The organism is Bradyrhizobium sp. CB82 (assembly GCF_029714405.1).
Taxonomy (GTDB): Bacteria; Pseudomonadota; Alphaproteobacteria; order Rhizobiales; family Xanthobacteraceae; genus Bradyrhizobium.
Map to the genome: position 1 here is coordinate 5,372,710 of NZ_CP121650.1, position 25,221 is coordinate 5,397,930.

22 protein-coding genes, 1 tRNA gene and 2 pseudogenes are annotated in these 25,221 nt (G+C 64.2%); 8 read left to right on the top strand and 17 right to left on the bottom strand.

Going from position 1 to position 25,221, the window contains the following annotated elements; all coding sequences use genetic code 11:
- Nucleotides 1-292 precede the first annotated feature (292 nt).
- Nucleotides 293-409, top strand: a pseudogene (locus QA640_RS26200) (DUF3551 domain-containing protein); the annotation flags it as partial.
- A gap of 76 nt (nt 410-485) precedes the next feature.
- Here the strand turns inward: QA640_RS26200 and QA640_RS26205 are convergent.
- The 4 genes from QA640_RS26205 to QA640_RS26220 form a co-directional block, all read right to left on the bottom strand.
- Nucleotides 486-785 (bottom strand): DUF3551 domain-containing protein, encoded by a 300-nt coding sequence (locus QA640_RS26205; RefSeq protein ID WP_283035799.1) that lies wholly within the window; start codon nt 783-785, stop codon nt 486-488.
- A gap of 152 nt (nt 786-937) precedes the next feature.
- Complete coding sequence (locus tag QA640_RS26210; protein WP_283035800.1) at nt 938-2,413, bottom strand: porin; 1,476 nt, start codon at nt 2,411-2,413, stop codon at nt 938-940.
- Between the two features lie 614 nt (nt 2,414-3,027).
- Nucleotides 3,028-3,121, bottom strand: a tRNA-Ser gene (locus QA640_RS26215).
- Between the two features lie 393 nt (nt 3,122-3,514).
- Nucleotides 3,515-4,042: a hypothetical protein gene (locus QA640_RS26220; protein ID WP_283035801.1), complete on the bottom strand. Its 528-nt coding sequence runs from the start codon at nt 4,040-4,042 to the stop codon at nt 3,515-3,517.
- Nucleotides 4,043-4,069: 27 nt separating this feature from the next.
- Between QA640_RS26220 and QA640_RS26225 the strand changes: the two genes are divergently transcribed.
- A complete protein-coding gene (locus QA640_RS26225; RefSeq protein WP_283035802.1) occupies nt 4,070-5,482 on the top strand; it encodes a UDP-N-acetylglucosamine-peptide N-acetylglucosaminyltransferase in 1,413 nt (470 codons plus the stop codon).
- A gap of 74 nt (nt 5,483-5,556) precedes the next feature.
- On the opposite strand, the gene QA640_RS26230 is transcribed toward QA640_RS26225, so the two are convergent.
- From QA640_RS26230 to QA640_RS26265, 8 genes are all read right to left on the bottom strand, one after another.
- Nucleotides 5,557-5,823: a hypothetical protein gene (locus QA640_RS26230; protein ID WP_283035803.1), complete on the bottom strand. Its 267-nt coding sequence runs from the start codon at nt 5,821-5,823 to the stop codon at nt 5,557-5,559.
- A 1,489-nt stretch (nt 5,824-7,312) separates the two neighbouring features.
- On the bottom strand, nt 7,313-8,791 hold the full coding sequence (gene gatB / locus QA640_RS26235) for an Asp-tRNA(Asn)/Glu-tRNA(Gln) amidotransferase subunit GatB (protein ID WP_283035804.1): 1,479 nt from the start codon (nt 8,789-8,791) through the stop codon (nt 7,313-7,315).
- The gene (locus QA640_RS26240) at nt 8,788-9,078 is read right to left on the bottom strand and encodes a hypothetical protein (RefSeq protein ID WP_283035805.1); all 291 of its coding nucleotides are present in this window, start codon (nt 9,076-9,078) and stop codon (nt 8,788-8,790) included. Before QA640_RS26240 ends, gatB begins: the two co-directional genes overlap by 4 nt.
- Before the next feature lie 2 nt (nt 9,079-9,080).
- Complete coding sequence (gene gatA, locus QA640_RS26245) at nt 9,081-10,556, bottom strand: Asp-tRNA(Asn)/Glu-tRNA(Gln) amidotransferase subunit GatA (protein WP_283035806.1); 1,476 nt, start codon at nt 10,554-10,556, stop codon at nt 9,081-9,083.
- The gene (locus tag QA640_RS26250; protein ID WP_283035807.1) at nt 10,553-10,777 is read right to left on the bottom strand and encodes a hypothetical protein; all 225 of its coding nucleotides are present in this window, start codon (nt 10,775-10,777) and stop codon (nt 10,553-10,555) included. The genes gatA and QA640_RS26250 overlap by 4 nt, the downstream gene beginning before the upstream one ends.
- 80 nt (nt 10,778-10,857) lie before the next feature.
- Nucleotides 10,858-11,145, bottom strand: coding sequence for an Asp-tRNA(Asn)/Glu-tRNA(Gln) amidotransferase subunit GatC (gene gatC, locus QA640_RS26255; RefSeq protein WP_283035808.1), 288 nt, complete (start codon nt 11,143-11,145; stop codon nt 10,858-10,860).
- A 159-nt stretch (nt 11,146-11,304) separates the two neighbouring features.
- Entirely contained in the window at nt 11,305-12,381 is a 1,077-nt protein-coding gene (locus QA640_RS26260; RefSeq protein ID WP_283035809.1) for a nitronate monooxygenase family protein, read from the bottom strand.
- 15 nt (nt 12,382-12,396) lie between these two features.
- Nucleotides 12,397-13,377: a nitronate monooxygenase gene (locus tag QA640_RS26265; RefSeq protein WP_283035810.1), complete on the bottom strand. Its 981-nt coding sequence runs from the start codon at nt 13,375-13,377 to the stop codon at nt 12,397-12,399.
- A gap of 95 nt (nt 13,378-13,472) precedes the next feature.
- Between QA640_RS26265 and QA640_RS26270 the strand changes: the two are divergent.
- Nucleotides 13,473-14,362 (top strand): annotated as a pseudogene (locus QA640_RS26270) (LysR substrate-binding domain-containing protein).
- Nucleotides 14,363-14,406: 44 nt separating this feature from the next.
- A complete protein-coding gene (gene ruvX, locus QA640_RS26275; protein WP_283035811.1) occupies nt 14,407-14,898 on the top strand; it encodes a Holliday junction resolvase RuvX in 492 nt (163 codons plus the stop codon).
- 62 nt (nt 14,899-14,960) lie between these two features.
- Here the strand turns inward: ruvX and QA640_RS26280 are convergent, their stop codons facing one another.
- From QA640_RS26280 to QA640_RS26295, 4 genes are all read right to left on the bottom strand, one after another.
- Nucleotides 14,961-15,722 (bottom strand): type II CAAX endopeptidase family protein, encoded by a 762-nt coding sequence (locus QA640_RS26280; protein WP_283035812.1) that lies wholly within the window; start codon nt 15,720-15,722, stop codon nt 14,961-14,963.
- A gap of 236 nt (nt 15,723-15,958) precedes the next feature.
- Nucleotides 15,959-16,729, bottom strand: coding sequence for a type II CAAX endopeptidase family protein (locus QA640_RS26285; protein ID WP_283035813.1), 771 nt, complete (start codon nt 16,727-16,729; stop codon nt 15,959-15,961).
- 57 nt (nt 16,730-16,786) lie between these two features.
- A complete protein-coding gene (locus tag QA640_RS26290) occupies nt 16,787-18,430 on the bottom strand; it encodes an acyl-CoA dehydrogenase family protein (RefSeq protein WP_283035814.1) in 1,644 nt (547 codons plus the stop codon).
- Between the two features lie 189 nt (nt 18,431-18,619).
- On the bottom strand, nt 18,620-19,339 hold the full coding sequence (locus QA640_RS26295; protein WP_283035815.1) for a M15 family metallopeptidase: 720 nt from the start codon (nt 19,337-19,339) through the stop codon (nt 18,620-18,622).
- Nucleotides 19,340-19,597: 258 nt separating this feature from the next.
- Here QA640_RS26295 and QA640_RS26300 point away from each other — a divergent pair, with 258 nt between their 5' ends.
- From QA640_RS26300 to QA640_RS26315, 4 genes are all read left to right on the top strand, one after another.
- On the top strand, nt 19,598-20,545 hold the full coding sequence (locus QA640_RS26300) for an aspartate carbamoyltransferase catalytic subunit (protein ID WP_283035816.1): 948 nt from the start codon (nt 19,598-19,600) through the stop codon (nt 20,543-20,545).
- A 5-nt stretch (nt 20,546-20,550) separates the two neighbouring features.
- Nucleotides 20,551-21,852, top strand: a complete 1,302-nt coding sequence (locus tag QA640_RS26305; protein WP_283042894.1) for a dihydroorotase — start codon at nt 20,551-20,553, stop codon at nt 21,850-21,852.
- A 98-nt stretch (nt 21,853-21,950) separates the two neighbouring features.
- Nucleotides 21,951-22,547 carry a glycerol-3-phosphate 1-O-acyltransferase PlsY gene (gene plsY / locus QA640_RS26310; RefSeq protein WP_283035817.1) on the top strand — a complete coding sequence of 199 codons (597 nt, stop codon included), beginning with the start codon at nt 21,951-21,953 and terminating at the stop codon, nt 22,545-22,547.
- A gap of 139 nt (nt 22,548-22,686) precedes the next feature.
- Nucleotides 22,687-23,898, top strand: coding sequence for a patatin-like phospholipase family protein (locus QA640_RS26315; protein ID WP_283035818.1), 1,212 nt, complete (start codon nt 22,687-22,689; stop codon nt 23,896-23,898).
- On the opposite strand, the gene QA640_RS26320 is transcribed toward QA640_RS26315, so the two are convergent.
- On the bottom strand, nt 23,890-25,131 hold the full coding sequence (locus QA640_RS26320) for an amidase (RefSeq protein ID WP_283035819.1): 1,242 nt from the start codon (nt 25,129-25,131) through the stop codon (nt 23,890-23,892). The two genes, QA640_RS26315 and QA640_RS26320, sit on opposite strands and share 9 nt — an antisense overlap.
- Between the last annotated feature and the right edge of the window lie 90 nt (nt 25,132-25,221).

A 25,221-nucleotide genomic window follows, 5' to 3' on the forward strand; every position in this document is an offset into this window, starting at 1 on the left:
GCAAGTGAGCGGAAGCGGCGCAGCCGGAGGCGCAGGCGGAACCGGCTCGGGTAGTGGTGGAGCAGCTGGTACCGGCATGGGCACGGGAGCTGGCGGAACGGGGGCTGGCGGAGCCGGCACCAATGGCAACACTGGCAACACTGGTACCACCGGCAGTTCGGCAGGAGCCGGATCATCTACCTCTGCAGGCGGACCGCAACCCTCGCCTCCGAGGCGGGGCAGGTACGCGCACCCCAGATAGCTTTCCGAAATCGGAAATAGGCATGACCGGAGGGTTCGTGGCTCAACGCCCCCAGGCAATTGCCAATTGGCCACTTACAGCCAGTGGATGGCGACCGCGTCGGGCACGATCGATGCGTGCCGCCTCAATCCCACTTACGCATTCAGGGAATGGCAGGGAGCTCGGTGATTCCGGATTCGCGCGCGCAAACTCGCAGCAAGACCAGCGCACCGCGCCGGCAATCTAAGCGCCACGAATTCCATCATCACCGGGCCGGAAGCGGCCTACCCGCGGGGGCCGGTGGGCGGGCGAAGCCTGTTGTCGTCGACTCGGCCCAGTATGGGTTGGCGATGCACATTGCCGACAGTCCCGCCGCGGACGCCTTGCACGCCTCCCAGGAGGGATAGTTGCAGTAGATCGTGCTGCTGCCACCCCACTCCCATTTCTGGAGGCAGACCGGATAACGGGCGTCGTAGCGCTGGGCCGTCGCTGGCGCAGCAGTCATGATCGCGGCCCCGGCAATAATCCCGGCAGCGAGCGCACCCATCATCACTTTCGTTCGCATCGTCAAACTGCTGTTCATGTTCGAAGACTCCAGTCCGCCTCTCCCCGAAGGGAAAGTGCCGGCCCATTCCGGACAATATAGGCCGCAACTCCCGCAAAGAAAAACCCCGGCGGTTGCCCGCCGGGGCTCTCTGATCGGTCGAGAGATCGATCTTAGAAGTTGCGCTGAGCGCGGAGGAGCAGGGTGACCGAGTCCTGGTCCTTCATCTCATACAGAGCTGCCGGCTTGGCAGCGCTCGCAAGGCCCGGGCTGGCGATGGTGCCGGAGAACTTCTGGTCCAGACGCGACCAGTTGACGTCCGCCGTGAAGGCCAGGTTCTTGACCGGGGTCCACACGGTGTTGACACCGATCACTGCGAAGTTGAAGTCCGGGTTGCAGGCGCCGGTCAAGCCGAGGAGCCCAACCATGTTGGCGCAGATCGCGGCCTTGCCACCGGAACCGTACTGGAGCGCACCGTAGCCACCGTAGATGGCGCTCGCCCAGTTCGGGGTCCAGTTGTGGGTATAGCCACCACGGACGCCCCAGGACTTGACGGTCTCGATGCCGCTGCCGGTCACGAACACGCCGTCAGCAATGCCGGCGATCCCGAGGCTCTGGTACGCGCCAATGCCGCTGCCGCTGTACATGAAGAAGGTCTGCGGGAACAGGCTCTGGAAGTTGTAGCGAGACGCGCCATCCGTGTAGACGGCCTGCAAGTTGATCGAGTCGCCCGGACCGGTCGGGATGTTCTTGATCGACAACGAACCCTGGATCGCCCAGCCCCACTTGTCGCCGGGGTGACCCGTCGGTTCGGTGGCGCCGTAGTAGGCAGCATGCATGTTATGCGCAGCAACCGACAACTGGGCCAGACCCCAGGCCTGGTCGACGCGGACGGCACCGACGATGTCGGGAACGCGCGTTCCACCCCAATCGTTGTTGCCGTAGACGCCGGTGATCATGTTGGCCGCGGTCGCGCCCGACAGGTTCCAGAGGTTCGAGTTGCCACCTGCCGACGTCGTTTCATCATCCAACGCGATCGAAGCTGTGATGCCCTGACCGAAATCAGCCGTGTAAGCGACCTGGTTCACGCCGGTGACGTGGTTGGAACCACCCGGAATGGTATCGGGACCGCCAGCCGGATAGCTCTGCCACGGAGCGTCGAAGATCGAGACCGTACGGCCGAAGGTGAAGCCAGCGAACTGGATGAACGCATGGTAGAGGCCGAGCGAGGCAGAACCGGTCGAGATCGTCGACGGGTTGCTGTTTGTGACCGAGGTCGTATCCCAGGTGAAGACCATGTCGGCGTAGGTGCGAACCACACCATACTCGGTCGCCGTGCGCGTATCGATGGTGAGGTCCATACGAGCGCGGCTGCCCCAGTAGTTGGTCAGACGGTTATTCGAACCCTGGTTTGCGCCTTGCCGGAAACCGTAGTCGCCGCCGAGGACCCAGGCGTCGGCGCGCACGTAGCCGCCGAACTTGATGCAGGTGTCAGTGCCCGGCATGTAGTAAAATCCGGCACCGTACAGGGAGCAGATCTTCACGTATTCGACCGCCTTGGCCTTTACGGGGAGATCGGCTGCCTGTGCTCCGCCAACGGCGATCAGACCCGCCGCTGAGCCGAGCAAAAGGCTCTTAACCAACTTCATGTTAAACCTCCAAGTTGCTCTTCAGGGAAGGTCACTGACCGGATGGCCAATTTCCCATTCCCGCTTCAAATCACCGCTTAGTCGCTTCGCGCCTTCGGACACACCCGCATGAACGCGAGGGACTTAAGCGAACCACCTAAAACGGGACGACCTTGGGATGCCCCCCTCCGTCGCCCGATCACAATTACCGAACGTCCCTGCACACACAACAAAAGAACGCTCCGCAACGGCCCTATAGAGCGCGTTTTCCGATGGGTGTTGCACAAATAACACGCAGATGTGATCGCGGCGCTTCTGTAAGTATTTGTTTTCCATATTATTTTCGAAGGGGTTCCAGATGCCGTCAAATTTCCCGCCTTGAACCGGCGGCGGCGCCCGTCTCCCTTGACGCCCTAGCGACGCACTCGAATCGAAGAATCGGCAGTCGACTCGGAACGGATGCTGGATGATCTCGTCATCGCGCCGCGCACTGATTAACGCGACGCCCATATCCCGGGCCAATCGAGCACGGAGTGCGATTTCCCGCGAGGGCGAGCCGCCGCCGGACGGACCCATCTGGACTCTATAATGTGTAAACGTGCGGGGATGGGAAGCGGCGCGCCGGGCTTCACAGCTGGCGGAGACGGAGGGATTCGAACCCTCGATAGGCCTTTACAAGCCTATAACGGTTTAGCAAACCGCCGCCTTCAGCCACTCGGCCACGTCTCCGGCTTTGTCGGGTATGCCCGACCCCGCGGCGAGCCGCAAGCGGCAGAATTGCGGCTGGCGGGTTTCTTTGCACATGAAAGCTTTGACAGCGACGGCAAGCCAAGGACGGGTCGGGAACTGGCCGACGTCCGGGGCGCCGGCCGGCCGTCGTCACGCCCGCACAGCGGGTCGCCATCGCGTCAGTTGGCCGGCATCGATATTGTCGCGCGCGAAATCTCGGCACCAGCGCGGTAGTTTCGAGCCTCGAAGCGCGAGCGGGCGGCCGTTGTTCTCTCCAGCAAAGGCGACTAGAGTTTTTGCACCAGTCCGCCAAAGCACAGACCCGTCATCGGGGTCCGGAAATCCAATCACATGTCGCAGCAAAGCCGCAACAAGGGAGCTTCGGCCCCCTCCTCACTCCGTCCGTCGGCTATTCTGGACCAGGCAATTGCGGCGCACCGTTCGGGCAATCTGTCGGATGCAGAGCGGGTCTACACGACCATCCTGAGGGGAAGCAGAACGCATCCCGTCGCGCTCCATATGCTGGGGCTGTTGCACGCCCAGCGCGGCAATTTCGCGGACGCCGAGCCATTGCTCAAGAAGGCTGCCCGCGTCGACTCCGGCAATCCCGACGTTCTTTTCAACTATGCCAACGTGCTGCGTGCACTTGACAAGACAGACGATGCGCTCGCCTGGCTTGCGAAAGCGATTGCGCTGTCGCCGAACTTCGCCGATGCGCATCTCAATCGCGGAGCGATCCTGATCGCACGGCGGGAGCTTCACGGCGCCATCGCGGAATTTGATCGCGCCATTGCGATCGCGCCATCGAGCGCAGCGTTCGCAAACCGAGGCAGTGCGTTCCAGCAGCTGGGTCAGCTCATTGAAGCGCATGACAGCTACCAACGTGCCGTCGAGCTTGCACCGTCGAATCCACAGTACCATTTCGTCTTGTCCGAGGTCCTTACCCAAATGGGCCGAGACGACCAAGCAATCGGGGCGCTCGAAAGAACGGTCGCACTGGATAAGGCCTTTCCGTTCGCGTTGAGCAAGCTCGTTGCTTTCAGGCAGAAACGCGCCGACTGGCGCAGTTTTGGGCGTGAACAGGCCGCCCTGGACGAGGCCGTCGAATCCGGCGTGGCCGTCGACCCCTTCACCTTCTTTCATGCCTCGTCGTCTCCCGCACGCCAGTTGACCTGCGTGAAGACATATGTCGCCGAGGTCGCCCCGGAACGAGGTGTCGCGGTACCCACAACGACGTCACCGGTTTCCCGGTTGCGGGTCGCGTACCTGTCTGCCGATTTTCGCAGTCACGCCACCGCGCATTTGACGGCCGGACTTTTCGAGGAGCACGACCGCGAGCGCTTCGACGTCAGCGCCATCTCCTACGGACCGGATGACCGCAGCGAGATGCGCAACCGCCTGAAGGCAGCATTCGAACGCTTTGAAGACGTCAGCCATCTTACCGACGAGGACGTGGTCAAGCTGATACGGCAGCTCGACATTGACGTCCTCGTCGATCTGGGAGGCTTCACCGCCGGCGCGCGGCCGAAAATCCTTGCGCACCGGGCGGCTCCCATCCAGGTCAACTATCTCGGGTTTCCCGGCACGATGGGCGCGTCATACATCGACTACGTCATGGCCGACCGGATCGTCATCCCCGAAGAAGAGCAGAAGCATTACGCCGAGAAGGTGATTTATCTCCCCGACAGCTATCAGGTGACCGACGCGAGGCGACCGCCCCTGCCAAATGTACCTGCTAGGAGCGCGGTCGGACTGGCGGACGACGCATTCGTCTACTGCGCGTTCAACAGAACGTCGAAGATCACGCCCCTAATGTTCGATGTCTGGATGAGGCTGCTGACCAGGACCGCCGGCAGCGTCCTTTGGCTGCTTGATGGGGACCCGATCGCCGGGGAGAACCTGAGGCGTGAAGCCGTTGCGCGCGGCATCGCCGCCGAGAGGATCGTGTTCGCACCACACGTCCCTGCCGATGAACACTTGGCGCGTCACCAGCTCGCCGATCTGTTCCTGGACACACAGCCCTACAATGCCCATACCGCGGCCAGCGACGCCCTTTGGGCTGGCTTGCCGGTTCTGACCTGCCTCGGCACCGCCTTTGCGGGACGTGTTGCAGCCAGTCTCCTGAATGCTGTCGGCCTTCCTGAGCTGGTGACGCGATCGTTGGACGAATATGAGGGTTTGGCGCTTCGGATCGCGCACGATTCCGAACTTCGAACCGCCCTCAAGCGCAAGCTGGCGATGCATCGGTCCACCTGGCCTCTCTTCGATACTGTCGGCATGACGCGACACATCGAAAAGGCCCTCAATGAAATGTGGCGCCGTCATTGCGCCGGCGAAGCGCCGGCCTCGTTTGCCGTCTAAATCTCATCATGAGGTCGCCTTGGCGCATCGCACCGATCGGTCCAGGTTCGGTTCCCGACGGCGGAGTGAACCGCTCAGTGCGCGGTAGCCCAGGCCCTCGCCTCGCGCTGCGCGGCGGCGATCTCGGCATCCGACATCTGCCCGGCGACTTCCTGGCGGAGCGCGATGGCGTCCTTGCGGCCCTTCAGCGCCGCGAGGTTGAACCATTTGTGCGCGGCAATGAGATCAACGAGACCGGAGCGGCCGCTCGCCCAATACATGCCCCGCTCGAACAGCACGTCCGACAGCGCGCTCGCGTCGATCGGTGTCGCCGCCTCCAGATTGAAAGTCCCCTGATACATGTCGCATCCCCTTTATTGTCGTGCCGCCTCGTTTCCCCGAGTGCGGCTCCCGTCCAAACTGTTCAACTCGTCCCCATGCCGTTTTGCCGGCTTGTTGAGAGCGATCTTGGCGAGCAAATTTGAATGGCAGTTTAAGTAGTGCGATGAAGGGGACGTAAACGCGAGGCCACGCGGCGCGGCTGCAAAAATGCAAGAAGTCCTCGAATCACAAGCACTTCCGCGATTCGTTGGACGAGGTTCACGGTGCCGATTTTTGCAGAGTGATAACCATTGCGACGGGTCCGAATACGGGTGGCGTGATCCGAGCGCCCAAAACATCAGCTGTCATCGTCCGGGCTTGACCGGGCGATCCAGTACTCCGGGATGTTTGTAATTGAGCCGAGGAGCCGCGGCGTAATGGATGGCCCGAAAGCCGGGCCAGGACACCGGTGTGTGTGTGTGCGCAACGGTTACGCCCGCCTCGTCGACAGCGCTGCCACGTCCCGGATCTACAATTGAGAGAAATGAAAACGCCGGCGAGGATCCCGGCTACTCGAACGAGGGCGTCGGCGAACACGTCAGGACCAGATTTCATTTTTGCCGCGAGGCTACTCATGAAATTGCGGAGCCGATAAAGGCGAACCGCACCGAACGAAGAAAACTCGTTTCTTCTGCCGGACCGGACCTTAACGAGCAAGCTCGGCAAGGTGGGACGATCCGACCGTTGACCTGATGTCTCGCCGACACCCTCTATCGCCGATCAGAGCCCGGTTGACTGAGACCTGTCCTGCCGGAGGCAAACCAGATCGCAGAAGGCGCTGATGACGTGCCGGCCGTCAGAGAGGCCGACGACTTCAAGAGCGAAGTTACTTCTTCTTCTTCGCGACCTTGCGGGTCTTCTTCGCAGTCTTCTTCACTGCGCTCTTCGCCTTCTTCGCCTTCTTCGCTTTCTTCGCCATGTTGCCCTCCGATGTGAGATGGCTTAATCGCTGCGTGCATTCGGGGATCGAATGCACTTCATCCCGAATACACCAACACGGCGAAAAAAACATCTTCTCGCTTAAGGAAGTGTTGACGCAGCAAAGCGCGCAAGTACTCCGCGCTTCGCGCACGCGCTCGACGAGTCGTTCGATCGTCTATGCAAAAAGTGCCTGCCGCATCGACGCGGGCGAAAGCATCGGTTGCAAGAAAACCCTATGCTGCAAGCGCATTCCGCATTCCCACGTTGCGCGCGATCGACGCGCCGTCGCGCGTTGCGTCTGGTTCGAAGGCGCACGAAGTGCGTTTCGCGGACTCTGAGTCGCGAATTTTGGCAACGAAAATATTTTCATGCTTAACGGCACGATCGCCCGCCGGAGCGCGCTCGAAGCCGCCGTTTTCCGCGAATCGAAGACGGCGATTCGGTTGCGCCTGGGCGGTGCGAGCGAGACGACGTTGGTGTCGCCGCGTGCGCGCGACGGATGCGCAAGAGGAGGATTACGGTGACGGCACGCGCCGTCACCGCAAGGTGTCAGTTGCCGAGCTTGGACTTCAAGAGGTCGTTGACCGCTTGCGGGTTGGCCTTGCCGCCGGACGACTTCATCACCTGGCCGACGAACCAGCCGAGCGCCTGCGGCTTGTCCTTGACTTGCGCGACCTTGTCGGGATTGGCCGCGATGATGTCGTCCACCACCTTCTCGATCGCGGAGAGGTCGGTGACCTGCTTCATTCCGCGGCTCTCAACCAGCGCGCGGGGATCGCCGCCCTCCTGCCAGACGATCTCGAACAGGTCCTTGGCGATCTTTCCGCTGATCGTGCCCTCGCCGATCAGGTCGATGATCGCGGCAAGCTGCCCGGACGAGACCGGAGAGGCCGTAATATCGTGGCCTTCCTTGTTGAGACGGCCGAACAGCTCGTTGATCACCCAGTTCGCCGCCATCTTGCCGTCGCGGGTGCGATTGGCGAGCCTGTCCAGCACGGTCTCGTAGAAGTCAGCGCTTTCGCGCTCGGCGACGAGCACGCTCGCGTCATAGGCCGAGAGGCCGAAGTCGGCGACAAAGCGCGTCTTCTTCTGATCGGGCAACTCCGGCAGCTTCGCCTTCAGCTCGTCAACGAAGCTTTGCGAGAATTCCAGCGGCAGCAGATCCGGATCGGGGAAGTAGCGATAGTCATGCGCCTCCTCCTTGGACCGCATCGAGCGCGTCTCGCCCTTGTTGGCGTCGTAGAGCCGTGTCTCCTGGTCGATCTCGCCACCGTCCTCGAGGATCTCGATCTGGCGCCGCGCCTCGTACTCGATCGCTTGTCCGATGAAGTTGATCGAGTTCATGTTCTTGATCTCGCAGCGGGTGCCGAGCGGCCCGCCGGGCTTGCGCACCGAGACGTTGACGTCGGCACGCAGATTCCCCTTCTCCATATCGCCGTCGCAGGTGCCGAGATAGCGCAGGATCGAGCGCAGCTTGGTTACATAGGCCTTGGCCTGCTCGGCGTCGCGGATGTCCGGTTTTGAGACGATCTCCATCAGCGCCACGCCGCAGCGGTTGAGATCGACGAAGGACAGCGACGGCGACTGGTCGTGCAGTAACTTGCCGGCGTCCTGCTCCAGATGCAGCCGCTCGATGCCGACGGTGACGCTGCGGCCGCCGTCGAGCTCGACGATCACCTCGCCCTCGCCGACAACAGGCGACTTGTACTGGCTGATCTGGTAGCCCTGCGGCGAGTCCGGATAGAAATAGTTTTTGCGGTCGAACACCGAACGCAGGTTGATCTTTGCGTTCAGACCGAGCCCGGTCCGGACAGCCTGCCTGACGCATTCCTCGTTGATGACGGGCAGCATGCCCGGCATCGCCGCGTCGACCAGAGACACATGCGTGTTCGGCTCGCCGCCGAACGCAGTCGAGGCGCCCGAGAACAGCTTTGAGTTCGACGTCACCTGGGCGTGGATCTCCATGCCGATGACCATCTCCCAGTCGCCGGTGGCGCCTTTGAGAAGCTTGTGCGTGGCCGTGCTCATGTCGTGCTCCCGAGCAGCGCGGCAGCGATCCGCTCCCACTCCGCCTGCAATGTATCCTTCGCCGCCGGTTGCCCTGCCTGACGGTACCAGTAACCGGCATTGCCGAGATCGCCTTCGACGCGGTGCAAGTATGCGTGCACCCAGGCGGCCTCGCGGCTGCTGTCGTCCTGAACGATCTTGTGCGCCCGGTCCCAGTCGCCCTTGGCGGCCCACCACAGCCCTGCGAGCGGCGCGCTGAGCTCCGGCGCGGGCGCTGCGCCGTCGAGGCTGGCGATGTACGCCGCCATGTTCACCACCACCTCGCAGGCGTGAAGCGCCCCGCCGCCTGCTCGATCACCTCGCCGAGCGAGAACAGCGTCTCTTCATCGAAGGGCCGGCCGATCAGTTGCAGGCCGAGCGGCAGGCCCTGCGCGTCCTTGCCGGCCGGCACGGCGATGCCGGGCAGGCCGGCCATGTTCACGGTCACTGTGAAGATGTCGTTGAGATACATCTCGACCGGATCGGCGCCGCCCTTCTCGCCGATGCCGAAGGCAGCCGACGGCGTCGCCGGCGTCAGGATCGCGTCGACGCCCATGGCGAAGCAATCCTCAAAATCCTTCTTGATCAGCATCCGCACCTTCTGCGCGCGCAGGTAATAGGCATCGTAATAGCCGGCAGAGAGCACGTAGGTGCCGATCATGACGCGGCGCTTCACCTCGGCGCCAAAACCTTCAGCGCGGGTGTTCTCGTACATCTCGACGACGTTCCTGCCCTGCTCGCGCAGGCCGTAGCGCACGCCGTCATAGCGCGCCAGGTTCGAGGAAGCTTCCGCCGGCGCCACGATGTAATAGGCCGGCAGCGCGTATCTGGTGTGCGGCAGCGACACCTCGACGAGCTCGGCGCCGGCCGCTTTCAGCCAGGCCGCCCCCGCTTCCCAAAGCTTTTCGATCTCGGCCGGCATGCCGTCGAGGCGATATTCCTTGGGAATGCCGATCTTCATGCCTTTCACGGACTTGCCGACCGCAGCCTCGTAGTCCGGCACGGCGATGTCGACAGATGTCGTGTCCTTGGGGTCGTGGCCGGCCATCGAGCGCAGCAGCATCGCGCTATCGCGCACGCTGCGCGCGATGGGACCGGCCTGGTCGAGCGAGGAGGCAAAGGCGACGATGCCCCAGCGCGAGCAGCGGCCGTAGGTCGGCTTGATGCCGACGGTCGCGGTGAAGGCCGCCGGCTGGCGGATCGAGCCGCCGGTATCGGTCGCGGTCGCGCCCATGCAGAGCAGCGCCGCCACGGCCGAGGCCGAGCCGCCGGACGAGCCGCCCGGCACCAGCGTCGTGTTGGAGCCCTCGCGCCGCCAGGGATTGCCCACGGCACCGAAGCAGGAGGTCTCGTTCGACGAGCCCATCGCGAACTCGTCGTTGTTGAGCTTGCCGAGCATCACCGCGCCGTCGCGCCAGAGCTGCGAGGTGATGGTCGATTCGTAGGTCGGCACGAAATTGCCGAGTATCTTCGAACAGGCGGTGGTGCGCACGCCCTTGGTCGCGAACAGGTCCTTGATGCCGAGCGGAATGCCGGCGAGCGGGCCGGCATCGCCCTTGGCGATCTTGTCATCAGCCTCGCGCGCCATGGCGCGCGCCTGGTCTGGCGTCTCCAGGACGAAGGCGTTGAGCGCGCGCGCGGCTTCCATCGCGCCCAGATGCGCGTCGGTCAGCTCAAGCGACGTGAATGTCTTGTCGGCGAGACCCTTGCGGGCCTCGGCGAGCGTCAGCGATGTCAAATCGGTCATTTATTGATCGGGCTACAGAAGAACGGAGAGAGGGTCTTGTCGTTGGCAGGGTCGTCTTGCGTGACGTTTTTCTTGGCGGACGCATTCGCCGCCGCCTCGAGCTGGTCGAGCACGGCATTGACGGCCACGTTGGGATCGGCAGCCTTGCCCTGCCGCTCCATCGCGTCGAGATAGTTCATATAGGCCTGATAGGCCTTCTCATCGTCGCATAGCAGGCACATCGAACAGCGTCCTGAATTGCTCTCTTGTTGACGCGCTTTCTTGACGCGAACCGGTATCCACTTCGCTCGAAAACGCTATGTCACTCGACAACCTTCGGCACCAGGAAGAAATGGCCTTCGGTCGCCGGCGCGTTGGTAACGATATCGTCGGCGATCTCGCCGTCATTGACGACGTCCTGGCGCTTCTTCATCTCCATCGGGGTCACCGATGTCATGGGATCGACGCCGTCGACATTGACCTCCGAGAGCTGCTCGACGAAGGCAAGCATGGCGTTGAGTTCACCCTGGAGATGCGGAACCTCGTCGTCGGAAACCGCAATACGCGCGAGATGCGCGATGCGGCGGACGGTAGCGGCGTCAACGGACATATATAAGGCCTCGAGCGGCAGAAATCCTGTTCTGCCGTATAGCAGAGGCCGCTTTTGCGCCGCAACCGGCGTGGGCGCATGATCCGGAAAAGTGCGCAGCGGTTTTCCGGAAAGATCAAGCGCAAACAATAACCTAATGCGCGATGATCCTATCGCGCCCTAGCCGGCCAGCGCTTTCAGGCGGGCCTGCGCGGATTTGGCCAGCTCCCGGGTCAGTTCGGCCGCGGGCATCTCGCGCCCCATGCCGATGGCCTGGCCGGCCCAGAGATTGGTGAAATCCACCCTGCCCTGCTTTTCGGCTGCCGCCTTCAGCGGCCCCAGTGCGGTCGCGGCATGAGGAAAGGCCGGCGCGTCCGGCGAAATCGGGCCGGCCTCGCGCATCAGGCGGTTCTGCACGCCACGCGCGGGCCGGCCGGTCATCACATTGGTAATGACGGTGGAATCGTCCCGCGCTTCGGCGAGCGCCTTGCGGCCACCGGCGCTGACCTTGGACTCCGGGCAACGCAGATAGGCACTGCCGATCTGCACGCCGGCCGCACCGAGCGCGAAGGCGGCTGCGATGCCGCGCCCATCCGCGATACCGCCGCAGGCGATCACCGGCACTTTCACGGCATCGACGACCTGCGGCACCAGTGCGAAGGTGCCGGGCTGCTCCGAGATATTCTCGGTCAGGAACATGCCGCGATGGCCGCCCGCCTCGGCGCCCTGCGCGATCACCGCATCGACGCCGTGCTGCTCGAGCCAGACCGCCTCCTTCACCGTGGTGGCGGAGGAAATCACGATGCAGCCGGCCGCCTTGACGCGCTTGAGCAGCGCCGCCTCCGGCAGGCCGAAATGGAAGCTGACGACTTCCGGCTTCAACTCTTCGACGACCTCGCAGAACGCCGCATCGAACGGCGCGCGGTTGGCGGCGCTGATCGGCGTCGCCGGATCGAGACCATGCTCTTTGTAGTAGCCGGCCAGCCGCTGCTTCCAGCGCGCTTCGGCCTCGGCCGTGAGCTCGAGAGGCTTGTGGCAGAAGAAATTCATGTTCACCGGCGCGGTGACCTGCTGGCGGATGAGATTGACCTGCTCGCGCGCCTTCTCCGCCGACAGCATCGCGCACGGCAGTGAGCCAAGCGCACCGCCTTTCGCCGCCGCGATCACGAGTTCCGCGTCCATCACGCCCGCCATCGGCGCCAGCACGATCGGGAATTCGGTCTTGAAGAGGTCGATCAGTCGACGGTCAGGCCACATGGCTGTTCTCTCGTATTAGGCAGCAGAAGCGATGGAATTGCGCCGGCCGGCCAGCAACTGCTCCGCCTCCGTCGCGATCCGCTCGACGATCTCGGCCGCCGGCGGAATATCATGGATCAGGCCGACCGCCTCGCCGGCGATCACGGCAGCAACGTCGAAATTGCCGCTGGCCTTCGCCGCGGCATAGTCCGCCGCAACCTTGGCGACATTCTGCATCAATTCGACCTCGCGACCCATCCAGCGCCGGGCGTGATCGTTGATCAGGCATCGCCCGGTAAACGGCGCCGGCCACACATTGTTGCGGGACAGATCGAAAATGATGCCGCGCACGGTCGAGCCGCTCGTTGCATCACAGATGCGCCGCTTCGCCTCGTCAGCGGCATCGGCCTCCTGGCACGCATAAAAGCGCGTGCCAAGCAGCACGCCGCTTGCGCCCAGCATCATCATGGCGGCGAGCCCGCGCCCGTCGGCGACGCCGCCGGCGGCGACAACCGGCACTCGCCCCGCCGCAAGATCGACAATCCCTGGCACGAGATCGACTGTGGTGCGGGATGCACCATGGCCGCCTGCTTCCGTACCTTGCGCGATCAGAATGTCCGCGCCGGCCTCGAGCGCCTGCCGCGCCATGGCCTCGTCCTGTACCTGGCAGATCAGCCGCGCGCCGGCCGATTTGATCTTCGGGACGAACGGCGCGGGATCGCCGAACGAGAGCATGATCGCGCTGGGACGCGCCGCGAGCGCGATGTCGAGCAGTTGCGGACACCTGGCGAGGCTCCAGGTGATGAAGCCGATGCCGAACGGTGCGCGCAGCTCTCTCAGCTTCGACGTCTCCCGCTCCAGCCAGAGCCTTTCGCCATAACCGCCGCCGAGAATGCCAAAGCCGCCCGCGCCGCTCACCGCCGTCACCAGCCGGCTGCCCGCAACGATGTCCATCGGAGCGAGCAGGATCGGGTGCTGGATGCCAAGCAGCGTGGTAAGCGGTGTGGTGATCGACATGGCTCCTCCCGTCTGGACAGCGAGAGTAGGCAGGAATAGCATTCTCGAAAATTGAATTCTTGCGAACGCTGCCATCTCAAAAACGAAACGAAGTCATGGAACTCAGCGATATCAAGACCTTTGCCGCGGTCGCCCGCAGCGGCGGCATCACGCGTGCCGCGGAAGAACTCAACACTTGCAGTCGAACGTCACCCAGCGGATCAAGGCGCTGGAGGTCGAGATCGGCACGCCGCTGTTCGAGCGGCACAGCCGCGGCATGACACTCACCGGCGCCGGCAAGAGGCTCCTGCCCTACGCGCAGAAGATGGCGGCTCTGTCGCGCGAAGCCGTTCTCGCAGCGCGTGATGATGGCGAGCCCAAGGGGCCGCTCGCGATCGGCTCGATGGAGACGACCGCCGCCGTGCGCCTGCCACCGCTGCTCGCGGATTTCCACCGCCGCTTTCCTGCTGTGCGGCTGAGCCTGCGCACAGCGACATCAGCCGATCTCGTCGCCGCCGTGCTCGATGGCGTGCTCGACGGCGCTTTCGTCGCGGGCCCCATCGAGCATGCCGAGATCATCGCAGTCAGCGCCTTCCGCGAGGAGCTGGTGCTGGTCAGCGCGCGCCGCTGGGCGTCACTGAAGGAGCTGCGCGCAGGCACGCCGGAGTCCGGCCCGACGGCGCTGGTGTTCCGCACCGGCTGCACCTATCGCCAGCGGCTCGAGCAGATCTTCGTCGAGTTCGGCTGGCCGTCGGCGGCGCGATTCGAGCTCGGCACGCTCGACGGCATGATCGGCTGCGTCGCCGCCGACATGGGGGTAACACTGCTGCCTCGCGCCGTGGTCGAACGCAGCGCGATGATCGGGAACGTGGCGATCCACGCGCTGCCCCCGGCCTACGCGCGGGTCGAGACGCTGTTCATCCAGCGCTGCGCCGGCCACCAATACAGCGCGCTTCAGGGTTTTGTATCCTGCCTGAAGGGGGACGACGCAGTCATTGCCGCTTGAGGCGCTTTGCCTCTTTCGCGCTTCGCATGGTATGCGCTAACGCCATGCCGGCTCCTATCCTACCCCTGGTCGACGCTGCAACCCATTGGCCCGATCGCGGTGCGCTGATCGGGCTCGATCTCGGCACCAAGACGATCGGTGTTGCCGTCTCCGATCCGGACCGGCGGCTCGCGACCGGCGTCGAGACCATCCAGCGCAAGGCCTTCAGGCAGGATGCTGCGCGCCTGCTCGCCATTGCCGCCGAGCGCAAGGCAGTCGGCTTCGTGCTTGGGCTTCCCATCAACATGGACGGCAGCGAGGGCCCGCGCGCGCAATCGACCCGCGCCTTCGCCCGCAACCTTGCCGGCCTCACGGCGCTTGCCATCGGGCTGTGGGACGAGCGCCTCTCGACATCAGCGGTCGAGCGCGAGCTGATCGGCATGGACGTCAGCCGCGCCAAGCGCGCCGAGGTGATCGACGAGCACGCCGCGATCTTCATCCTGCAAGGCGCGCTCGATCGTCTGGCCAATCTGCGCGACGCACCCGGGATGGGCTGACCATGGCGGTGGTGGTTGGCGACAATCACGATGCCGGTTGCGATCGCGTTAGTGGCGACCGTTTAAGCATAAGGTCCCATCATGAAGAAGATGGCCGTGTTGAAAGTCGAATGGATGATCATCGGCAGCCAGGTTGAATTCCTTCGCCAACGGAAATAGCCGAGAGCAAGTCCCGTGAAGAAGATGTTCAGCCGCCCAAGCCAATCGTATTGCGAGTGACAGATTCCCCATAGGGCTGACGTAAGCACGATAGCCCCGATCGGCCCCAGAAATGTCTGAGACCAGCCGCGAAACATGAAGCCCCGAACGATCAACTCCTCCAGGACCGGCGCTGCAATGCAGCCCGTGACGAGCATAATCAGCAATCCGCCAGCACTGCCGACCGCGATATAGGTATCCTTCGCAGGCGCCTGTGGACCAGCAACAACGTAATTCAATACACACTCGAGGAAGAAGACGACGAGCATGATGCCCAAGGCGCTCAATAGCTCGCCGGGGCGTGGCCAGTTCAAGGCCAAATACTCCGCGAATTCTCTCCCTGCCTTCCGGATCGCAATCCAAAGTACGGCGATCGCTGCCGGCGTCGCCAAGATATTGCCTGCGCGTTGCCAATTCTCTTGCTTCCATAGTATGTCGATTTGCTCGGACGACAGACCTTTCATCGTGCTCGGTATGCTCAAGATGAAGGTCAGTATGAGCATGCCTGCGAATATGTAAGCGATATAAGCGACCAGGACGACGAACAACGTCTCCATGAAATCCCATGTCCGGGGCTGCTCGGTCGGATCCGCGACTGAGGGATCGGCATTTTCGATGTTGGACATGTGGGCTTTCGCGACAACTTCGCAGCGAGGGTTGGATCACCTCTACCTAACATAGAGCCATCGGGCCGGCAATGCCATGGGGAGAGCAGTGTGGGAAGCGCTCCAAGATGCCGTCATTGCCAGCGAAGCGAAGCAATCCAGACTGTCGCCACGGAGGGATCCTGGACTGCTTCGCTTCGCTGGCAAGCTCGAGGTCAAACGTCTGCTCGGCCAACGCAAGGATCGAGCGCGCCGGCCTAGCTCCCCAGCCACATCGTCAGCACCACCGCCGTCAGATTGTTCAGCGCATGGAGCACGATCGTGAGCCACAGCGAGTTGCCGCGGTAGCGCATGTAGCCGAACCACAATCCGATCGAGAACACCTCGGCAAGGAAGTACATGTCGTACTGGAGATGCACGGCCGTCCAGACCAGCGACGACAGGATGATCGCACCGGGCACGCGCAGAAAACTTTCCGACCAGCCACGATAGAGGAAGCCTCGCGCGATCACCTCTTCGGACATGGGCGCGGCAATGCTGAAGGCGAGCACGAGCATCGTCGCCGCACCCTTGTCGCGGCCTGATTTCAAGAGGTCGGTCGTGAAGCCCGGCGTCGCTTCGCGGCCCAGCGCACGCGACATCGCCTCCCAGATCACAACGATCAGGATGAGACCAACCGCCCCGAGCAGAATCTGCAGCCAGGACGGCCAGCGCAGCGCAAGGTAGTCGGCGAAGGAAGCTCCCTTCAGGCGAATGGCCAGCCACACTGCGGCGAGCGTGGTCGGAAGGCCGACGATCACCGAAAGCGCCAGCGCCTGCGGATCGCGGCCGACGGACTCAAGGGACGCCATGTCGAGAGGGACACCGCGATGCACGACCAGATAGACGACGGTCCCGACCTGGCCGACGAACATCGCAGCGAAGACGAACACGCCCCACAGCGACGTGCCCCAGAATTTCCAGACGCGCGGCGCGCCCTCGGCGGATGTCACGATGAGCGGCGGGTGGTCAGGATTGAGGGTGTCCATCAAGAGGCTTTCGTTGGGCGCGACAACTATCGACGGTGTTGAAAGACTGTGCCCCGATCAAGGCAGCGCCCGCTCCAGCAGTGCGCGAACATCCTCACTCTCCAGCTCCGCCGCGCCATACATGCTGGCGTGACTGGTAGCGAGGCGCGTGGCGGCGAACAATTCGGCGTTGCGCGGCGACACAAGGTTGAGCGCCGCGGCGGCTGACAGCAGCGCCAGCTTCTCCACCGCAAGCCGCGCGATGCGCTCGCCGTCGGCGCGGCGGAACGTCTTGCCGATGAAGCTCACCGCCTCGCCCGGCCCTGGCAGACCCTTGGTCTCGGCAGCCAGGACTTGCAGCACGGCCATCGCCGCATCGGGCTCGCGCGCGAGTGCCCTCAGCACATCGAGGCACATCACATTGCCCGAGCCTTCCCAGATCGCGTTCACCGGCGCCTCCCGATAGTGGCGCGCCAGAATGCCGTCTTCGACGTAGCCGTTGCCGCCGAGGCATTCCATCGCCTCATAGAGGAACGCCGGCGCGCTCTTGCACACCCAGTATTTGATTGCGGGCGTCAGCAGCCGCACGTAGGCGGCCTCGGTCGCATCGTGCGGCGTGCGGTCGAAGGCGCGGCAGAGCCGCATCACCAGAGCGACCGTCGCCTCGACATGCAGCGCCATGTCGGACAGCACCGCCTGCATCAGCGGCTGATCGGCGAGATGTTTTTGGAACACGCTGCGGTGACGCGCGTGATGCAGCGCATGAGCGAGCCCCGAACGCATCAGTCCGGCCGAGGCGATCGCACAATCCTGCCGCGTGAGCTGCACCATCTGTATGATGGTGCGGATCCCCTTGCCCTCCTCGCCGACGGCTTCCGCATAGGCGCCGACGAACTCGACCTCGGAGGACGCATTGGAGCGGTTGCCGAGCTTGTCCTTCAGCCGCTGGAACTGGATCGCGTTCACCGAGCCGTCCGGCGCGAAGCGCGGCATGAAGAAACAGGTCAGCCCGCCTTCGGCTTGCGCGAGCACGAGGAAGGCGTCGCACATCGGCGCCGACATGAACCATTTATGGCCGGTGATGCGATAAGCGTTCCCATCGCGCACCGCGCGCGTCATGTTGGCGCGAACGTCGGTGCCGCCCTGCTTCTCGGTCATGCCCATGCCGAGCGTCATGCCGCGCTTGTCCCACCACGGCGCGAAGGTGGGATCGTAACTCTTCGTCGAGAGCACCGGCATCACGCGCGCGAGCAGGTCGGGCTGCATCGCCAGCGCCGCAACGGAGGCGCGGGTCATGGTGACCGGGCAGAGATGTCCGGTCTCGACTTGCGAGGCGATATAGAATTTGGCCGCGCGAATGACTTCGGCCGCATCGCCCACGGGCTTTCCGTCCGCAGTCCAGGTGGAGTTGTGCACGCCGGCATGCGCGCTGTGCGCCATCAGCTCGTGATAGGCAGGATGAAACTCGACCTGGTCGCGACGGTTGCCCTTGGAGTCAAAGGTGCGGAGTTTTGGCGTGTTCTCGTTGGCAATGCGCCCACGCTCGGCCATTGCCGCCGAACCCCAATGCCGGCCGAACGCGGACAGCTCCTGTTCGGCAGCAGTCCCGCCATTGGCCCTCACCGCCTCGACCAGCGGCCGGTCCACGGCAAACAGGTCGACGTCCTCGAACGGCGGCGACTGGTTGAAGACCTCGTGGGTTGCGAAGCTCGGCTGGGTCATTGTGCGTTCCCGGTTGAATATACCCGCACCGGCAGTGCCACCTCTCCCAAGAGGAGAGGTCGCGCCGAAGGCACGGGTGAGAGGTTACGCTCTACCGAGGGACCTGATCCCCTCACCCGGCGCTCCGCGCCGACCTCTCCCTTTGGGAGAGGTAACCCGACGCGTGGCTGCTTCCGCCTCAGTTGCACTCTACCTCGTCCGCGGCTGGATCGGGAAATCATAGGCTGCCCCGCCCGCCCCCGGCAGGGAAAAATGCCACCACTCCTTCGAATAGTTCACAAAGCCTTGCCGGGCCATCGCAGCGACCAGCCGCTTGCGCCAGGCGCGCTGATCGGCCGTGATCGACGGTGCAGCGGTATGGCCCTTCGCATCCGTGCAGTCATAGCCGGTGCCCATGTCAACGCTGCCTTCGGGCGCCCTGGCCTCGACCGGCGCCGTGCAGTCGCCATAGGCCTTCGCGGGATCGTATTTGGCGGAGTTGCCGGCCTTGAGATCGACGAGCGTCAGATCGAGCGCCGCCCCGGTGGAATGCTGCGAGCGGCTCGCGATGTAACCGAGCCGAAACAGCTCGGTCTTCGGAATCCTGGGATTGTAGCGCCGCTCGGCCGCCGGCTCCCGGCCGTTCTGCGCCCACGCCACCATATCGAGCGACGCGCGCACCGGCCGGTAGCAATCGAACATCTTCAGCGAGAGACTTTGGCTGGCGAGCTCCTGCTGGATCGCCTTCAGCCGCAGCCCCACCTCCCGCTTCACCACGCATTCGCCGGCGCCGTAACCGCTCAGCCGATGGCCGGTGAAGTTATTTGACGTCGCGTAGCGGATGTCCTGGATGATGGTGGGATCGATGTCGCGCAGGTAGACGAAGCCGCCGGGGAGCAATTGGGCGTGAGCGGCCGAACTGATCGCCATCAATACAATCGCAATTCGAATTGATTTCACGAGATACATCCACATTTCCCGTCGTCATTCCACATTGCGCCATTGCGATGGGATGGTCCGAAGGCCCAGACTCGGAATCTCGAGATTCCCCAATGCGCAACCGCGCATTGGGGTTCGATGTTTCGCATCGGCCCGGAATGACGACAAGGTTACAGATCAGGGGATAACCCACTTCCTCAGCTTTGGCCCTTGCTCCCCTCAGCATCCGCGCCTATAGCTCTGCCTTTAATGACATCGAAATCGACCTTCGTCCTCGGTCACCGGCATTTGCTGGGTATCGAGGGCCTTTCCGCTGCCGATATCACCGGCCTCCTCGACCTGTCCGAAGAATATGTCGAGGTGAACCGCCAGGTGGACAAGAAGCGCACCGTCCTGCGTGGACGGACGCAGGTGAACCTGTTCTTCGAGGCCTCCACCCGCACCCAATCCTCGTTCGAACTCGCGGGCAAACGCCTGGGCGCCGACGTCATGAACATGTCGGTCTCCTCCTCGTCCATGAAAAAGGGCGAGACGCTGATCGATACCGCGGTGACGCTGAACGCCATGCACCCGGATATCCTGGTGGTCCGGCATCACGCTTCCGGCGCGGTGGAACTTCTGGCCCGCAAGGTTGACGGTTCCGTGATCAATGCCGGCGACGGAGCTCACGAGCATCCGACGCAAGCTTTGCTGGATGCACTCACCATCCGCCGCAACAAGGGCCGGATCGAGGGACTGGTGATCGCGATCTGCGGCGATGTGCTGCATTCGCGCGTCGCCCGCTCCAACATCATCCTGCTCAACACCATGGGCGCCCGCGTCCGCGTCGTCGGGCCTTCCACGCTGCTGCCGCCCGGTATCGAGCGGATGGGCGTCGAGGTCGCACGCGACATGCGCGCGGGCCTCGAGGGCGCTGATATCGTCATGATGCTGCGGCTCCAGCGCGAGCGCATGAACGGCTCCTTCGTGCCGTCGTCCAGCGAGTACTTCAACTATTTCGGTCTCGACCAGAAGAAGCTCGCCTACGCAAAACCCGATGCGCTGGTGATGCATCCCGGCCCCATGAACCGCGGCGTCGAGATCGATACCGCGGTCGCCGACGGCGCGCAGTCCCTGATCCGCGAACAGGTGGAGATGGGCGTGGCCGTGCGCATGGCGGTGCTGGAAGCGCTCGCCCGTAACCTGCCGAACGCGTGATGCCCATGCTGACCGACCGCCGTCCGATCCTGCTCGCCAACGCCCGCGTCGTCGATCCCTCCAGGGATTTTGACGGCATCGGCGACGTCCTGATCGCCGACGGCACCATCCGCGAGACCCGCCGCGGCATCGGCGCGGCCGGCGTTCCCGAGGGCACCGACATCGTCAACTGCTCCGGCATGATCGTGGCCCCCGGGCTGATCGACATGCGCGCCTTTGCAGGCGAGCCCGGCTTCAGCCACCGCGAGACGTTTGCCAGCGCGAGCCAGGCGGCGGCGACCGGCGGCATCACCACCATCATCTGCCAGCCAGACACCGCGCCCGTCATCGACAATTCGGCGACCGTCGACTTCGTGATGCGCCGCGCCCGCGACACCGCGATCGTCAACGTCCACCCGATGGCCGCACTGACAAAGGGCATGCGCGGCGAGGAGATGACCGAGTTCGGTCTTTTGAAAGCCGCCGGAGCGGTCGCCTTCAGCGACGGCGACAGAAGCGTCACCAACGCACAGGTGATGCGCTGGGCGCTGACCTACGCGCGCGATTTCGACGCGCTGATCGTGCATCACACCGAGGATCCCCACCTCGTCGGCGAAGGCGTCATGAACGAGGGCGAGTTCGCGACCCGCCTTGGCCTGATGGGCATTCCGAGCGCGGCGGAGGCCGTGATGCTGGAGCGCGACATGCGCCTCGTCGCGCTCACCGGCGGGCGCTATCACGCGGCCTCGCTCTCCTGCATCGACTCGCTCGATATTCTGAAACGCGCCCGCGATGCCGGTCTTGCTGTCAGCGCCTCGGTCTCGATCAACCATCTCGCGCTGAACGAGAACGATATCGGGCCGTACCGGACGTTCCTGAAACTATCGCCGCCGCTGCGCACCGAGGACGACCGCCGCGCGCTGGTTGCGGCCGTCGGCTCCGGCCTCGTCGACGTCATCATGTCCGACCACAATCCGCGGGACGTCGAGGTCAAGCGCCTGCCGTTTGCCGAAGCGGCGTCCGGCGCGGTGGGCCTCGAGACCATGCTGTCGGCCGGCCTGCGGCTGGTGCATAATGGCGAGATGGAGCTGAAGACGCTGATCCGGGCGATGTCGACACGGCCGGCCGAGCTGCTCGGTCTGCCCGGCGGCACGTTGCGCGCCGGCGCGCCGGCCGACGTCATCGTGATCGACGCCGACACGCCCTGGGTGCTCGATCCCGCCGACCTCAAATCGCCCTGCAAGAACACGCCGTTCGACGAAGCCCGCTTCTCGGGACGGGTGGTGCGCACCATCGTCGGCGGGCGGACGGTGTTCGAGCATGTCTAGCGTAGCGTTTTCAAGCGAAGTGGATCCCGGCTCGCGTCAAGAACACGCGTCAGGACGAATCCATGCGCGGGAAATATGTCGGGCACGGAGATGCGGCGATGGGACTTGAAGCTTTCCTCCCCGTGGCCTTCGCCATCGGCTACCTGCTCGGCTCGATTCCGTTCGGCCTTATCCTGACGAAACTAGCCGGCACGCAGGATCTACGCTCGATCGGCTCCGGCAATATCGGCGCCACCAACGTGCTCCGCACCGGCCGCAAGGGGCTTGCAGCGGCAACACTGCTGCTCGACGCCCTGAAGGGTACTGCGGCGGTTGTGATCGCGGGTTACATCGCCGGTCCCAACGCGGCGATGCTCGCCGGCCTCGGCGCCTTCCTCGGCCACCTGTTTCCGGTCTGGCTCAAGTTCAAAGGCGGCAAGGGCGTCGCGGTCTATATCGGCATCCTGCTCGGGCTATTCTGGCCAGGCGCGCTGTTCTTCTGCCTGCTCTGGCTCGCGACCGCCTTCACCACGCGCTATTCCTCGCTCTCGGCGCTGGTGGCGGCCTTCGTGACGCCGATCTTCCTCTGGTGGTTCGGCCACCTCGCGCTCGCCTCGCTGTCCGCGGTGCTGACGCTGCTGCTGTTCTACATGCACCGCGAGAACATCAAGCGGTTGCAATCGGGCAGCGAGAGCCGGATCGGCCAGAAGTCTTAAACCCGGAAAAAGTACGGATACCGACGCGGCTCTTCCGCATTATATTCCAATTCCTGTTCGCAACTCTTGCCAAGAGTGGCAAACGAGTTCCATGCCTGTCATCCTCGGGATGACAATGGCGTTATCCGGTTTGCGTCCGATGAGCGAGAAGACCGACGTCACGCATGAACGACCGACTCTGCGCAGCGCCGCCGATGCGCCCGCGCAAGTCTACGGCACCGCCGCGAGCCGCCTGCTCTCTGCGACGAACATCTGGTCAAGCGCGCCTGAACCGCCCGTTGCGGAAGCGCCCGTTGCAAAGCCGCCGCGCGCCCGCGAAGAAATCGCGCAACCGGTCCGGCCTCTCGAGCGACCGGCCCCTGCGCCAGCCGAAGCGGCTGCGCGTCCCTCCACCCATTGGCCGCCGCGAAAATTGTCACTGGCGCTGCAGGGCGGCGGCACCTTTGCCGCTTTCACCTGGGGCGTGCTGGAGCGGCTGCTGGAAGAGCCGGGAATCGAATTCGACACCATCAGCGGCGCCAGTGCGGGCGCAATCAACGCGCTGCTGGTCGCCTGCGGCCTTGCCGAGGGCGGCCGCGAGGGCGCGCGGGCCCGCCTCGACCGGTTCTGGGTGCGGCTGATGCATGAGGCCTCGTTCCGCTCACTGATGCTGATCGGCGGCTTTTCGCCGGCGGGAAGCTCCGTGGCATTCGGGCCAACGCTGCGCTCCGGCCATTTCGATCCGCTCGATCTCGATCCGCTGCGGCAGGCGCTGTCGCGCGACATCAATTTCGCGGCGCTGCTAGCCAAGCCCTGCCCGAAACTTCTCATCGCTGCGACGCGAATCCGCGACGGGCACCAGCAGGTGTTTTCGAACGACGCGATCACCGCCGACGTCGCGCTGGCCTCGACCTGTCCGCCGCTGGTGCATTGCGCCATCGAGATCGAGGGCGAGGCCTATTGGGACGGCGGCTATGGCGGCAATCCACCGCTGGTGCGTCTGGTGCAGGCGTCGCGCGCGTCCGACGTGCTGGTTGTCCAGGTGACGCCCTCGCGCGACGGCTACGTGCCGATCACGCTGGCCGCGATCGACCGCAGGCTCGACCAGATCGCGGCCAACGCCGCGCTCAACGCCGAGATCGCCGCGGTGGAATGGGCACGCGCCAGCTCCGCACCCGCGCTGCGGCTGTTCCGGATCGCGGCGGAGGACGAGATCGAGGGTCTGGCGCAGCGCTCAACGACCGATCTCGGCCGCGGCTTCATCCGCCTGTTGCATCGAAGCGGCCGCACCGCCGCCGAGCGCTGGCTGCGGCAGGAGACGCGCGGCGAGACGTCCGTTCAGCGCACGCCCGCCGAGCCCGCCTTAGTGTGACGTCACGAGTGCGTTCTCGAGGAACCGCGCGGCGGCCAGCGCGCCCGCATCATTGCCGAAGCGCGCGATCACCTGCACGCCGACTGGTAAGCCCTCGACCTTGAGGGCCGGCACATTGACGCAAGGATTGCCCATCAGCGTCCAGAGCCGGTTGTAACGGGCATCGCCAGTGGTCGAGAGGCCCTTCGGGGCGGTGCCCGGCGCGGAATAGGTCAGGAGCACGTCAACGCCCTCAAAGACCTCGCCGAGCTCGCGGCGACCGCGACGGCCGATCCGACGCGCCTCGTCATATTGCGACGGCGTGAGCCCGACAGTCTCGTCGAGATTGGCGCGCAGCATCGACGCGATCTCGTCATGGCGCTCTGAGAATTCCCAAGCGAGCGCGCCATGCGCCTCAAAGTCCATGATCATCGGATGAATGCGCCAGGCCTCGCGCACCATCTCCGGCAGGTCGATGGTTTGGACACTGGCGCCGGCGCGCTCCGCCGCCTTGATCGCGGCCGCGAGCCCCTGCTCGGCTGCAGGCTCGACGGCTCCGGCAAACTCCTGTCGGACAACGCCGATGCGCGGCGATTTGGCGACGCCAATGTCGGAGAATTCAGCACGCCGCGTCATCGCAAACAATCCGCGCGCGACGTCCTCGACGCCGGCACCGAACAACCCCACCGTATCGAGCGCCCACGAGAAGCATTTGACGCCCACCGTCGGCAGCAGGCGGAACGACGGCTTGATCGCGGCAACCCCGCAATAGGCCGCGGGCCGGATCACCGAACCGCCGGTCTGGGTGCCCAGCGCCAGCGGGATCATGCCGGCAGCGACGGCAGCCGCCGAGCCCGCGGAAGATCCGCCCGGCGTGTGACCGGGATTGTGGGGATTGAGCGTCACGGTCGGATCGCGCGAGGCAAACGCCGTCGTCGTGGTCTTGCCAATGATGGTCGCGCCCGCGCGCCTCAGCATCATCACGACCGGCGCGTCCGCGCGCGGCTGCCAGCCGCGATAGATCGACGACCCCATCTCGGTCGGGAAATCCGCGGTATCGATGATGTCCTTGATGCCGACCGCGATGCCGCGCAGGGGTCCTTTTGCCGCCGCCCTCGCCGACTGGGCGTGGCAGACGAAAGCCCGGACATCCTTCTCCCGTGCCTCGATCGCCTCCAGTGACTGCGCGATGGCAACGTCCGGCAAGAGCTCGCCCTTCTCAATGCGGCGCTGGAGGTCGGCGAGCGAGATCATGGCAAAAATCCTTCTTGTAGGGAGCGCTTTTAGCATCGCAAGTCAGTCGCGCAAGCGCAGCGCCCTGTTGCCCACGCGCCCAGGTTGTTC

Excerpts from the sequence above, each read along its gene's own strand:
- QA640_RS26205 (WP_283035799.1), bottom strand. The coding sequence starts at position 785 with ATGCGAACGAAAGTGATGATGGGTGCGCTCGCTGCCGGGATTATTGCC.
- QA640_RS26210 (WP_283035800.1), bottom strand. The coding sequence starts at position 2,413 with ATGAAGTTGGTTAAGAGCCTTTTGCTCGGCTCAGCGGCGGGTCTGATC.
- QA640_RS26220 (WP_283035801.1), bottom strand. The coding sequence starts at position 4,042 with ATGGTACTGTGGATTCGACGGTGCAAGCTCGACGGCACGTTGGTAGCT.
- QA640_RS26225 (WP_283035802.1), top strand. The coding sequence starts at position 4,070 with ATGGGCCGAGACGACCAAGCAATCGGGGCGCTCGAAAGAACGGTCGCA.
- QA640_RS26230 (WP_283035803.1), bottom strand. The coding sequence starts at position 5,823 with ATGTATCAGGGGACTTTCAATCTGGAGGCGGCGACACCGATCGACGCG.
- gatB (WP_283035804.1), bottom strand. The coding sequence starts at position 8,791 with ATGAGCACGGCCACGCACAAGCTTCTCAAAGGCGCCACCGGCGACTGG.
- QA640_RS26240 (WP_283035805.1), bottom strand. The coding sequence starts at position 9,078 with ATGGCGGCGTACATCGCCAGCCTCGACGGCGCAGCGCCCGCGCCGGAG.
- gatA (WP_283035806.1), bottom strand. The coding sequence starts at position 10,556 with ATGACCGATTTGACATCGCTGACGCTCGCCGAGGCCCGCAAGGGTCTC.
- QA640_RS26250 (WP_283035807.1), bottom strand. The coding sequence starts at position 10,777 with ATGTGCCTGCTATGCGACGATGAGAAGGCCTATCAGGCCTATATGAAC.
- gatC (WP_283035808.1), bottom strand. The coding sequence starts at position 11,145 with ATGTCCGTTGACGCCGCTACCGTCCGCCGCATCGCGCATCTCGCGCGT.
- QA640_RS26260 (WP_283035809.1), bottom strand. The coding sequence starts at position 12,381 with ATGTGGCCTGACCGTCGACTGATCGACCTCTTCAAGACCGAATTCCCG.
- QA640_RS26265 (WP_283035810.1), bottom strand. The coding sequence starts at position 13,377 with ATGTCGATCACCACACCGCTTACCACGCTGCTTGGCATCCAGCACCCG.
- ruvX (WP_283035811.1), top strand. The coding sequence starts at position 14,407 with ATGCCGGCTCCTATCCTACCCCTGGTCGACGCTGCAACCCATTGGCCC.
- QA640_RS26280 (WP_283035812.1), bottom strand. The coding sequence starts at position 15,722 with ATGTCCAACATCGAAAATGCCGATCCCTCAGTCGCGGATCCGACCGAG.
- QA640_RS26285 (WP_283035813.1), bottom strand. The coding sequence starts at position 16,729 with ATGGACACCCTCAATCCTGACCACCCGCCGCTCATCGTGACATCCGCC.
- QA640_RS26290 (WP_283035814.1), bottom strand. The coding sequence starts at position 18,430 with ATGACCCAGCCGAGCTTCGCAACCCACGAGGTCTTCAACCAGTCGCCG.
- QA640_RS26295 (WP_283035815.1), bottom strand. The coding sequence starts at position 19,339 with ATGGCGATCAGTTCGGCCGCTCACGCCCAATTGCTCCCCGGCGGCTTC.
- QA640_RS26300 (WP_283035816.1), top strand. The coding sequence starts at position 19,598 with ATGACATCGAAATCGACCTTCGTCCTCGGTCACCGGCATTTGCTGGGT.
- QA640_RS26305 (WP_283042894.1), top strand. The coding sequence starts at position 20,551 with ATGCTGACCGACCGCCGTCCGATCCTGCTCGCCAACGCCCGCGTCGTC.
- plsY (WP_283035817.1), top strand. The coding sequence starts at position 21,951 with ATGGGACTTGAAGCTTTCCTCCCCGTGGCCTTCGCCATCGGCTACCTG.
- QA640_RS26315 (WP_283035818.1), top strand. The coding sequence starts at position 22,687 with ATGAGCGAGAAGACCGACGTCACGCATGAACGACCGACTCTGCGCAGC.
- QA640_RS26320 (WP_283035819.1), bottom strand. The coding sequence starts at position 25,131 with ATGATCTCGCTCGCCGACCTCCAGCGCCGCATTGAGAAGGGCGAGCTC.